Raw genomic sequence first — 12,047 nt, forward strand, 5'->3', positions numbered from 1 at the left:
TGAACTGCACCCCAAAAGTTAGACAGAAAAAATCTAACTTTTGGGGTGTTTTTATTATGAAATTGACTTATAAAGATAAAGTTCAGATCTATGAACTTAGAAAACAAGGATATAGCTTAGAGCAACTTTCAAATAAATTTGGGATAAACAATTCTAATCTTAGGTACATGATTAAATTGATTGATTGTTATGGAATAGAGTTCGTCAAAAAAGGAAAAAATCGTTACTACTCTCCTGAATTAAAACAAGAAATGATTGATAAAGTTCTACATGAAAACTGGTCTCAAGATAGAGTTTCTCTCGAATATGCTCTCCCAAATCGTGGTATGCTTCCAAATTGGATGGCACAATACAAGAAAAACGGGTATACTATTGTTGAGAAAACAAGAGGGAGAGTACCTAAAATGGGACGTAAACGTAAGAAAACTTGGGAAGAAATGACAGAACTAGAGCGGCTCCAAGAAGAGAATGAACGCTTACGTACCGAGGTGGCTTACTTAAAAAAGTTAAAAGAGCTAGAAGTCAGGGACGAAGCCTTACAACTAGAAAGGCAGAGACAATTAGAGAAATGGCTTCAGGAGGATTTCGACTAGATTTACTTCTTGAAGCGGCTCGTTTACCTCGCTCAACTTACTACTATCAGTTGAAGCAACTGGATAGGTTTGACAAAGATAAAGATCTTAAAGCTGAAATTCAATCTATTTTTACTGAGCACAAAGGAAATTATGGCTTTCGCCGAATGACTCTTGAATTGAGAAATCGTGGTTATGTGGTCAATCACAAAAGAGTTCAACGCCTGATGAAGGTCCTTGGTTTAAGTGCTCGAATTCGTCGTAAACGGAAGTATTCTTCATACCAAGGAGAGATTGGAAAGAAAGCAGCCAACCTTATTCAACGCCAATTTGAAGCATCCAAACCAATGGAAAAGTGCTACACAGATGTGACAGAATTTACCATTCCAGCAAGCAGTCAAAAACTCTATTTATCGCCGGTTTTAGATGGCTTTAATAGCGAAATTATCGCCTATAATCTTTCGACTTCACCAAATTTAGAACAAGTGAAATCTATGTTAGACCAGGCCTTCAGTGAGGATCATTACACAAATACTATTCTCCATAGTGACCAAGGATGGCAGTATCAACATCAGTATTATCATCATTTTTTAGAGGATAAAGGAATCCAACCGTCCATGTCACGTAAAGGAAACAGCCCAGATAATGGCATGATGGAGTCCTTCTTTGGCATTCTTAAGTCTGAGATGTTTTACGGTTATGAGAAGACATTTCACTCACTTGAGCAATTGGAGCAAGCTATTGTAGACTATATTGATTATTACAACAACAAACGAATTAAGGTAAAACTAAAAGGACTCAGTCCTGTGCAATACAGAACTAAATCCTTTGATAAATTAATTGTCTAACTTTTTGGGGTCAATACAAAATAGTTGTTGCTTTTTCTTACTAAAAAATATTTCTCAGACTGTGATCGTTTTATTTCTCAACACGAGATTTATTTGCAATATCTGCAAGAATCAATTCTACAAATGCATCTACCGGCATGGTTTCTGTTTCTTTTTGACCATAACGGCGAACGTTTACAGCCTGCTCTTCCATTTCCTTGTCCCCAACGATCAATTGGTAAGGAATCTTTTGTGTTTGAGAAGCACGGATCTTGAACTGCATTTTTTCATTGCGTTCATCCACATCGGCACGAACACCACGATCACGAAGTTTCTTAGCTACTTCCCAAGCGTAGTCCACGTGTTTTTCGTTCGATACTGGGATGAGGGTTACTTGGTGTGGCGCAAGCCAGGTTGGGAAGGCACCCTTGTAATTTTCAATCAAGATCGCTGTGAAGCGTTCCATGGTTGAGATAACCCCACGGTGGATCATAACTGGACGGTGTTCTTCTCCGTCTGCTCCAATGTAATGAAGATCAAAGCGTTCTGGAAGCAAGAAGTCCAATTGGATAGTTGAAAGAGTTTCTTCTTTACCAAGAGCTGTTTTCACTTGGATATCCAATTTTGGTCCGTAGAAGGCAGCTTCCCCTTCTGCTTCATAGTACTCAACACCCATATCATCAACAGCGGCTTTCAACATGCGTTGAGCATTTTCCCACATCTCATCGTTGTCAAAGTATTTGTGTTTGTCTTCAGGATCGCGATAAGACAAGCGGAAACGGTAATCCGTCAAGTTAAAGTCTTCATACACATCGATGATCAATTGAAGGATCTTCTTGAATTCTTCCTCGATTTGTTCTGGAGCCACAAACGTATGACCATCATTCAGAGACATTTCACGCACACGTTGCAAACCTGTCAGAGCACCAGATTTTTCATAACGGTGCATCATCCCAATTTCAGCGATACGGATTGGCAATTCACGGTAAGAATGCACATGGTGTTTGTAGACTTCAATGTGGTGAGGGCAGTTCATTGGACGAAGAACAAACTCTTCTCCATCTCCCATATCCATTGGTGGGAACATGTCTTCACGGTAGTGATCCCAGTGACCTGAAGTTTTATACAGTTCTACAGAAGCAATTGGTGGAGTGTAGACGTGTTGGTAGCCTGCTGCTACTTCTTTATCAACGATGTAGCGTTCCAACTCACGACGGATGGTCGCACCATTTGGCAACCAGAATGGAAGACCTTGACCAACTTCTTGAGAAATCATGAACAAATCAAGCTCTTTCCCAAGCTTACGGTGGTCACGTTCCTTAGCTTCTTCACGCATTTGAAGGTAGTTCTTCAAGTCTTTCTTGTCAAACCAAGCGGTACCATAGATCCGTTGCATCATCGCATTGTCGCTATTCCCACGCCAGTATGCACCAGCAACGTTAAGAAGGTGGAAGATTTGGATGCGACCAGTTGATGGGACGTGTGGGCCACGGCAAAGGTCAACGTATTCACCTTGACGGTAGATAGTCAAACCACCTTCGTCTTCTGAGTGCTCTTCAATCAATTCCAATTTGTATGGATCGTTTTTGAAGATTTCACGCGCTTGGTCTTTGGTCACTTCTTCACGGATTGATGGGAAGTTTTCCTTCACGATTTTCTTCATTTCTTCTTCGATACGAGGAAGGTCTTCGTTAGAGATTTGACCCGCTTGGTTGTCTGTATCGTAGTAGAAACCATCTTCGATCGCTGGACCGACACCCAAGTGAATATCTGGGAAGAGGCGACGAGCTGCTTGGGCAAACAAGTGTGCCGCTGAGTGACGCAAGATTGGAAGAGCATCTTCGTGATCAGGTGTCACGATTTCAATGCTTCCATCTTCAGTGATGGCACGAGTTGTGTCAATCAATTTGCCGTTGAATTTACCAGCAAGGGCTTTTTTAGCCAAAGAATTGCTGATAGATTGGGCAATTTCAAAAGTAGTAACGCCAGATTCGAATTCACGAACAGCGCCATCTGGGAAAGTAATCTTAATCATGATTTTCTCCTTATAAAGTTTTTAGTAGCTAAATGGGTGGGAGGTGTCTTTGAACATTGGAATCGTCACTCCTTTTGATGTCTTCATTAAGAAATCAAAAAAAGCGACCTCCTCGAAAGGACGTCGCAACGTGGTTCCACCTTCATTTATGTTCCTCAAAAAAGAGGGACACCTCTGATTGGCTCTAACGTAGCCACCGTTTTATGTTTGCATAAAAGAATCACGAGTAGTCCCAAACCTATCCTCTACGCGATTTCCAGCCCCACGCGCTCTCTATCAGATTTCCTAGATTTGATATGTCTCTGTCAGTTATTATAGCACGATTGAAAAATTTTGCAAGAAAAAGTTTCATTTTCAATCAAAGAAATGTGTGATTTTCCGGATTTTCTTCACTTGTTTGACCGAAGCCTTCATCATTTTCACAGATCCATTGACCGGAAGAGCAATCACCTTGGTCGGGATTTTCACAATGGTCTTAGACATCCGCTTGACCCGACTTTGTTCAGGATTCAAATCATTTGAGAAGTCTTTAGAGATGATTTTATCCAGGTAAAATTCGTAGACCCGACGGCCAAAGGTTGCTGCAGAAATATCATCGATCTTTTCCGCCCACTTGGTCTCATCGATTGCAGGCATCTCGTCAATCGCTTCAAGAATTGCTTGTGACAGATCGCTCTCTTCATAAAAGAGCTTTCCAAACATAGGATCATCAATCACATGATCGAGATAAGGATTGCCATGAGCGATGATCGGGGTACCACTTGCAATACTCTCTAAATAGGTCAACCCTTGCGTCTCACTCGTTGAAGCTGAAATAAAGAAGTCAGCCGCCTTATAGTAGAGAGCTGTCTCATTTGGTGGGATCATCCCTGTAAAGACAACCGCATCTGAAATCCCCAGTTTCGCCGCTTGTTTTTTCAAATCATCCAAATAAGGACCATCTCCAGCCACGATCAACTTAACTTTTGGATTGACCTTGAGGACATCAGGAAGAGCCGCAATAACAGCCTGAATATTCTTTTCATAAGAGATCCGCGACAAGCTCAATAAAAGCGTTTCATCTTCTGCGACTTCATATTTTTCACGAAGGGCTGCTGTCTCTGTCGGAGTGATTTCTGGCCGGTCAAACTTGGCCAAATCAATCCCTGTCGGAATAATGCGTTTTTCTGCCTTAACCTTGTACTTTTGGAGCAAGTCATAGACGATCTCACTTGGACAGATCACTCCATCCAGATCATTCATATAACTTCTCACAATGTATTTGACCATACTTGGGCGAATAACCATGCCTCTTGCAATATAGCGGACATAGTCCTCATACTGGGTATGGTAGGTATGAATGACTGGAATCCGCAACTCGCGTCCAATCCACACTCCCAAAAGGCCCAGTGAAAACTCAGTCTGGGTATGGATAATATCCAGCTGGTATTGCTTGGCAATAGCAAGCGCCTTTGAGAATCCACGGTAAGCAACGCGGCGGTCCTTAAAGGCGAAGAAAGGCACACTTGGAATCCGAATGATCTGCCAATCTTCATAGCGGTTGACATCTTTATCCGTTGTCGTAAAGATAAAGACCGTGTGACCCAATTTTTCTAATTCTGTTTTGAGCGTCCGAATACTGGTCGCCACTCCCGAAACTTGCGGGAAATAGGTATCTGTAAATAACCCTACACGCATCTTACATCTCCAAAACTGTTTGATAGGCTTCGACCAATTGATAAGCCACTAAGTCGATCGAACGACTTTCAGCGACCTTGTAGCCTGCCTCCCGCTTGTCTACTTGTCCGTTCAAGACCTTGTTCAAGGAATCCACAAATTCGTCTACATTATGGCACAATTCAGAAGACGTATCGTCAATCCAGCCATTGTATACTGGAATATCCCGCAAGACCGTGTGCTGATGACTGGCCAAGGCTTCCAAAACAACGATTCCTTCTGTTTCTTCATAAGATGGGAAGAAGAAAGCATCTGAACCCGTCATAGCCCCTTGGAAGACTGCTCCCTTGAAGTAGCCAGGGAATTCCACATTACTAGGATGATCCTTTTCCACGATACGACGAATCTTACGCGGAATGATCCATTTGTTGATAGAACCTAGCCAAATAAAGCGAACATCCGGCATGCGACGGGCCACTTCTACGAAATCTTCAATCCCTTTGCGTTTAAAATAAAGCCCTGCACAGATGACAACCTTTTGGCCTTCTTGGATATTAAAATGCTTTCGAAAGACCTCTTCTTTTTTCGGATCCTTCTTGTATTTTTCCAAATCAATTCCATTGGAGACCGCGATAATCGGTGTGGTCACCCCATAAGACTGAATCAGGTGTTTAGAATATTCAGATGGCGTGATCACATAGTCTGCCTTTTGGTACATGTGAGCCAAATACTTTCCAAACAAGGGCGCAAAAAAGTTAGACCCGATAAAGGAATTTTCAAAATCCTCACGGGTTGAATGGCCATGCATGATGACTTTCTTTCCACGACGCTTTGCTGCATGGAGCAAAAGGAAACTCCGTGGGCCATAGGTATTGATATGCACCACATCATAATCTCCTAAAATATCTGTCGTATACGGAATCCCAGCCAAATCAAGCGCATGCATTTGATGCTGCAAGGCTCGACCAATTCCTGATTTTTGTAATACGGATTTTCCTTCTAAATACAGTAAAACTTTCATACCTTCTATTATACCGAAATAAAGAGTGCCCAGCAAGTCTCTACCTGTTTGCAGTATAAAAAAGAGGCTAGAACAGTTCTGTTCGAAATTTAAAATTCTATTTTATTTATATACGATATACAAAATCCAATTGCGATTCTGTTTTTCCTCAATTTTTGAAAAACCAATACTTGTTAGTAACTGACTAAATTCATGACTTGTACGATAATCTGTCATATGATAATGTATTTTTTCTTTTTCAGAAGCAATTATCAAAGTAGAATTGCTGGACAGGACTCTATAAACTTCTTGAAAACTCTTTTTTATATCCTTCCAAAAAATATGGGTCTGAATAGCAAATATTCTATCAAAATAGTTATTTTGATAAGGCATATTCTCCACATTTCCAATCTTAAGTTGGACACTACCTTTTCTTATGGAATCTGAATGAACACGTTGGGCAGTTCTATATGATTCCTTAGAAATATCAATACCATGAATCTCAAGATTTTTATTTAAAGCAAGAAGGTTCTTGATAGTACTCCCGCCACCGTAACCAATTTCTAAAATTCTATAATTATCTGAAATAGTAGTCTGTTTAATCGCCCAAAGACTAAGTTTTTTAAAATAGAATGACCATATTTTTGTGATGACTCTACCAATAAGACCACTAGGTTTTTGAGACTGCTTAATAAGAAATTCAGTTAACATTAAATATCTTCCCTCAATTATTATAAGTTTGAAATATCATTAATTATATTTCAAACTTAATTGTATTGTAAATATCAGATATCGTCAAGAATTAATGAAATAATCTGAGATAAATTTCAAAGTTGTGCTATAATTGATATCAAATGGAGTGTTCAAATGAATCAATATCAAAAAACAACAGAAAAAAAGAAGCAAGCTATTATTCAGTCTGCTCTTTCTTTATTTAAAGAAAAAGGGTTTAAAGAAACAAGTATACAATCAATTGCAAAAGTCGCAGAAGTTTCTCCTGTGTCAATCTACAATTACTTTGATAAGAAAGATAATTTAGTAGCTTTATGTATTAATGAATTGTTTAAAGACATCATACAAGAAGCTGAAAACATTCTACTCAGTAATATAGATTATAAATCAAAATTAAATCAAGCCTTAGCTTTATGTCAGAAAAAAATAAGCCAACAGATTTCTAACTACTTTCAAGAAAAAACGTTAGAGGATCCTACTTTTACGAAACTTATGACAAAAGCGATAGATGAGAAAAAGCGTGAAATATATCGTGCATATATTGAGCTAGGTAAAAATGAAAATATAATTGCTAAAGATTTGTCAACAGAGGTTATTTTAAACGTCATGAGTGCTCTCAATAGCACAGGAAATCATCTATCTCCAAATAAAAACATAGAAGACGAAACAAAACAAATTCATCATATTTTGTTGTATGGTATTTTAACAAACTCTAGAACGATTTAATTGTAACTTACACATCAATATTTGAACCAACACTCATTCAATTTCACTTCATCATTATTTATGATTAATGACACATATAAAAAGAGGCTAGAACAGTTCTGTTCTAGCCTCTTAGACTAGTAGACACGTCTTCCCATGTCGAGACTCTAGTCTACTAATCCTTATTTTTTGGTCGTTCCACGTTGGTTGATCGTATGAGACAACAGTACTTCGCGTTCTTCCAACTCTTCTTTGTGCATGATCTTGGTCAACATGCGCATACTGATCGCACCAAGGTCATACAAAGGTTGGCCAATCGTTGATAGATTTGGACGCGTATAACGAGTTACTTGTGAATCATCACTGGTGATAATTTCAAAGTCTTCTGGTACCTTGATCCCCTTATCAGACAAGCCGTTCAAGAGACCTGCAGCCAATTCATCCCCTGTTACAAAGGCAGCTGTTGCTTTGGATGCAATGATGCGTTCTGCCAAGTTATAACCTTCATCGTACCGGTACTTGGATTCAAACACAAGTCCTTCGCTATAGCTCAATTTTTTCACTTTCAAAGCTTCTTTGTAGCCTGTCAAACGAATTTTTCCATTGATATCATCCACCAATGGGCCGCTTACAAAAGCAATTTTCTTGTTGTGTTTTGCCAACTGTGTAACAGCATCAACGGTCGCTTGCTTGTAGTCGATATTGACACTTGGCAATTGGTGTTCAACATCCACTGTCCCAGCAAGGACAACTGGCGTACGAGAGCGTGAAAATTCTGAGCGAATCTTTTCTGTCAAATGATAGCCCATGAAAATGATCCCATCCACTTGCTTTGAAAAGAGGTTGTTTACCACTGAAACTTCTTTGTCATCGTCTTCATCGCTATTTGCAAGAACAATATTGTACTTGTACATTTCAGCAATGTCATCGATCCCCTTAGCCAAGGTAGAGAAATAGCTATTCGTGATGTTTGGAATCACAACACCGACTGTTGTGGTTTTCTTGCTGGCAAGACCACGCGCAACAGCATTTGGACGGTAATCCAAGCGTTCGATCACTTCTAATACTTTTTTACGTGTATTTTCTTTAACGTTCTTATTTCCATTCACTACACGACTAACGGTTGCCATTGAAACCCCTGCTTCACGGGCGACATCATAAATCGTTACTGTATCGTCTGTATTCATAAGATTTCCTTTCATTATTGAAAATTTCGTTTTCACTCTCTAATTAATCCTATTTTATCATGTATTGTAAACACTTTCAAGTATTTTGGTAAAATTTTGTAAACTCTTGCTTTTTTGGGGAAAATTTGACAAAATAGATCCATAGAAAGAAGGTAGCATTATGTCTAAATTAGATCAAATCGTCGATTTTCTTGAAACTGAAAAAACAGATGTCGCTGTTGTATCCGATCCTGTCACCATCAATTACCTGACTGGATTTTACAGTGATCCCCACGAACGTCAACTCTTCTTGTTCGTCTACACTGACCACGAACCACTTCTCTTCGTTCCTGCACTTGAAGTGGAACGGGCGACTGCAGTTGTCGATTTCCAAGTGGTTGGCTATGTGGATTCTGAAAACCCTTGGGAAAAGATTAAAGGGGCTATCGCAAAACCAGATGCCAAAACCGTTGCACTTGAATATGATAACTTGATCCTTACCAAATACAATGGCTTGCGCACTGTCTTTGAAAAAGCAACATTTACCAACTTGACACCACGAATTAACCGGATGCGCTTGATCAAATCTGCTGATGAGATCCAAAAAATGTTGGTTGCCGGTCAATACGCAGATAAGGCTGTCAATATGGGATTCGACGCCATCTCACTGGATAAAACTGAAACTGATATCGTAGCAGAAATCGACTTTGGTATCAAACGCTTGGGTTATGAAATGAGCTTTGAAACCATGGTCTTGACTGGAAATAATGCAGCTAACCCACACGGAATTCCTGGAAGCAACAAAGTCGAAAACGATGCCCTCTTGCTCTTTGACCTTGGCTGTATGGTGAATGGTTATGCGTCTGATATGACTCGTACTGTTGCTGTTGGGAAACCAGATGATTTCAAAAAAGAAATCTACCACTTGACGTTAGAAGCTCAACAAGCAGCCATTGACATGATCAAACCAGGTGTAACAGCACATGACGTAGACCGTGCTGCACGGAGCGTCATCGAAAAAGCTGGCTATGGTGAATACTTCAACCACCGCCTCGGACACGGGATCGGAATGGACGTGCATGAATTCCCTTCTATTATGGAAGGAAATGACATGGTGCTTGAAGAAGGCATGTGCTTCTCAGTTGAACCAGGAATCTATATTCCAGGTAAAGTCGGTGTCCGTATTGAAGATTGTGGTTACGTCACAAAAGACGGATTTGGACTCTTCACAGAAACCAGCAAAGACTTACTTTACTTTGACTAATCCTTTTGCAATCAATTACAAAAAAGAATCAGGTCACTAAAGTGTACTGACCCAAAAAAATTAGACAAATAATTTAATTAAAGGATTTAGTTCTGTACTGTACAAGACTAAGTCCTTTTCTACCATTTGTGAAGTATATCAAGGTATTTGATTGAATTCCATAGTTAAACTACGGGAATTGCCTTCTTTTTGAACTAAAGTTTAGTGAAAAAAAGTGTACACTAAACCAACACCTCATTTGGTGATTTTTAGTGCCTTTTTATAAGCTTCACTATCCTTTTTGTATGCAGTGTTTTTATTGCTAGAAGTAAAATAACTGCCTGTATCATATTTTAAATTACCACCTGCTTTTAAATCATAGGTAACGACAATGTCACGACTATTAACAGAAAATGTAAAACTCTTGTTTTTTGTATCAACATTAGTTATAGCACGAGTTTCAATCTCGTAGAATCTTCCACCATTTTCATTAAACTCTAAGATAAGTTTAGCTTTACCATCATAAATATCATAATACTTTCCATTAAGAGTATTTTGTTTGGAACACGATATTAGAAATATAGTAGCAATTCCTATAATTAACAAAGTAATTAGTTTTTCATTTTGCAAGCCTCCTCTAATAATATTATACTAGAAAAATATTACAGTTATTTAATACATATACTAAGAATAGAAATTTAGAAATATACAGGCTGAAGAAAAAGTCCATTTTGGAAAATTTTCTTCAGTCTTTGTCTTTTACTAGAGAAAGTAAAAGTCTCTTAAGAATAGCGATACATCAGTATTCCTAAGAGTTTTCACTATAAAACTAACAACCTCCAACAGGTCAATTTTTTTACTGCAGATAGGATTTGTATACATTCTGAGAAATTTATTCTATTTTGTTATTCTAATCATTGGTTTTTAAATCCTTTAGAGATACAATACAACTAGATAAAAGCGCTTCGATTATTATAGAGAGAAGAGAAGTAGGTATATGACTCCCCGTCATGTTTAAATGAAAAGGATTAAAAGATGCATTGTTAATTAATACTAGCATTTATTCTTATTCAATAGAAAATTTGAGTGTTTACTTAATATATGTAAAGGGTAATATTTACTTATGTTAAAAAAGCACTAGTTCCACTAGATAAATTATAATACAACAATAAAGATTTAACATTTTTATCCTTTGTGTGGTTTAATTTAGCAAAGAGAAAGGAGCAAGTTATAATATGAAAAATTTGGGATTATTTTTTTCTATTGTTTTAATATTGGGTAGTATAATTTTATCATATTATGGTTTTAAAAATGGGAATATTTTTTAGTACTTTCTGGCATATTAGGGATTATTGTTTTTTTAACCAATATAGTAAAATTAGAAAAGAAGTAAGGTTATGAAAGCTAGGAGAAGTATTTGGGTACTAATAGCTCTGTCTTTAGGAGTTATATTTTGCTTTATATTTTCCAAACCAGTAAATGCTGATATATATAATGTTGGAAATTATACAGTTACAGAAAATGGGAATGTAATTTCTGCAACTAATCAAGAAACAGGTTTATCAGCTTATTTAAACAGAGATACTGGCTTACTCACAGATATTGATGGTACACTCTCTTATGTTGACATAAACAATGACAATGGTGCTGATTATATACCAGCATTTTCTAGTACTGATTTCTTAGTTGCTTCAGGACTTCGTCCTGGTGTTTGGAATTATGTCACAACCGTCACATATAATTTAGAATATCTCCAGTCAGTACAATCATTTATCTTAGGTTTGATTGCTTTAATACCGAGTCCAGCAAGCTCTTATACTAGTGGAGCAAGTCTTGCACTTGGGGGTGCTTCTTTAGTGAACAGTAAAGTTACCGTAAAATTAACTCAATATTATGACCCTGCTCAATCAAGAAAAATTAAAGAAGTCGTAGTCACTTATTCAAATGGACGAAAAGTCGGTTCAACTTCTTATGTACGTGATATTTTTTTAAATTTATATTACGCCTTAATATTCATGTACTAAGTATTATCTCATTTTAGAGAGTGGGACAGAAATCGGTAATTCGTTAGAATTCGATTTCGTCGTCCCACCTCCGCACAGTTGAGTAGG

General features: G+C 38.1%; 10 protein-coding genes and 1 pseudogene. 4 read left to right on the forward strand and 7 right to left on the reverse strand.

What is annotated here, in order from left to right; genetic code table 11:
* The first annotated feature begins 56 nt into the window (after positions 1 to 56).
* A protein-coding gene (locus ADH92_RS10480) for an IS3 family transposase (protein WP_148131347.1) occupies positions 57 to 1,420 on the forward strand; the annotation gives its coding sequence in 2 pieces (ribosomal slippage) (positions 57 to 498 and positions 498 to 1,420; 1,365 coding nt in all).
* A gap of 70 nt (positions 1,421 to 1,490) precedes the next feature.
* Here ADH92_RS10480 and thrS read toward each other — a convergent pair.
* The 5 genes and pseudogenes from thrS to ADH92_RS02955 all read right to left on the reverse strand — a co-directional run bounded on the left by thrS (position 1,491) and on the right by ADH92_RS02955 (position 6,801).
* The gene (thrS, locus tag ADH92_RS02940; protein ID WP_049496966.1) at positions 1,491 to 3,434 is read right to left on the reverse strand and encodes a threonine--tRNA ligase; all 1,944 of its coding nucleotides are present in this window, start codon (positions 3,432 to 3,434) and stop codon (positions 1,491 to 1,493) included.
* Between the two features lie 96 nt (positions 3,435 to 3,530).
* Positions 3,531 to 3,676, reverse strand: a pseudogene (locus ADH92_RS11250) (AAA family ATPase); the annotation flags it as partial.
* A gap of 112 nt (positions 3,677 to 3,788) precedes the next feature.
* A complete protein-coding gene (locus ADH92_RS02945) occupies positions 3,789 to 5,111 on the reverse strand; it encodes a glycosyltransferase family 4 protein (protein ID WP_049496969.1) in 1,323 nt (440 codons plus the stop codon).
* Position 5,112: 1 nt separating this feature from the next.
* Positions 5,113 to 6,111 (reverse strand): LTA glycolipid anchor biosynthesis glycosyltransferase, IagA/BgsA family, encoded by a 999-nt coding sequence (locus ADH92_RS02950; RefSeq protein WP_049496972.1) that lies wholly within the window; start codon positions 6,109 to 6,111, stop codon positions 5,113 to 5,115.
* A 102-nt stretch (positions 6,112 to 6,213) separates the two neighbouring features.
* A complete protein-coding gene (locus ADH92_RS02955; protein ID WP_049485661.1) occupies positions 6,214 to 6,801 on the reverse strand; it encodes a class I SAM-dependent methyltransferase in 588 nt (195 codons plus the stop codon).
* 156 nt (positions 6,802 to 6,957) lie between these two features.
* On the opposite strand from ADH92_RS02955, the gene ADH92_RS02960 reads away from it, so the two are divergent.
* The gene (locus tag ADH92_RS02960; RefSeq protein WP_024055141.1) at positions 6,958 to 7,548 is read left to right on the forward strand and encodes a TetR/AcrR family transcriptional regulator; all 591 of its coding nucleotides are present in this window, start codon (positions 6,958 to 6,960) and stop codon (positions 7,546 to 7,548) included.
* A 161-nt stretch (positions 7,549 to 7,709) separates the two neighbouring features.
* Here ADH92_RS02960 and ccpA read toward each other — a convergent pair whose 3' ends face one another.
* Entirely contained in the window at positions 7,710 to 8,714 is a 1,005-nt protein-coding gene (gene ccpA, locus ADH92_RS02965; RefSeq protein WP_049485660.1) for a catabolite control protein A, read from the reverse strand.
* A 160-nt stretch (positions 8,715 to 8,874) separates the two neighbouring features.
* Here ccpA and ADH92_RS02970 point away from each other — a divergent pair, with 160 nt between their 5' ends.
* Complete coding sequence (locus ADH92_RS02970) at positions 8,875 to 9,957, forward strand: M24 family metallopeptidase (RefSeq protein ID WP_003015591.1); 1,083 nt, start codon at positions 8,875 to 8,877, stop codon at positions 9,955 to 9,957.
* 234 nt (positions 9,958 to 10,191) lie between these two features.
* Here ADH92_RS02970 and ADH92_RS02975 read toward each other — a convergent pair whose 3' ends face one another.
* On the reverse strand, positions 10,192 to 10,566 hold the full coding sequence (locus tag ADH92_RS02975) for a hypothetical protein (protein WP_049496976.1): 375 nt from the start codon (positions 10,564 to 10,566) through the stop codon (positions 10,192 to 10,194).
* Positions 10,567 to 11,333: 767 nt separating this feature from the next.
* Between ADH92_RS02975 and ADH92_RS02980 the strand changes: the two genes are divergently transcribed.
* Entirely contained in the window at positions 11,334 to 11,960 is a 627-nt protein-coding gene (locus ADH92_RS02980; protein WP_049496979.1) for a hypothetical protein, read from the forward strand.
* Positions 11,961 to 12,047 lie beyond the last annotated feature (87 nt).

It is taken from the genome of Streptococcus parasanguinis, assembly GCF_001073155.1.
GTDB classification, from domain to species: Bacteria; Bacillota; Bacilli; order Lactobacillales; family Streptococcaceae; genus Streptococcus; species Streptococcus parasanguinis_D.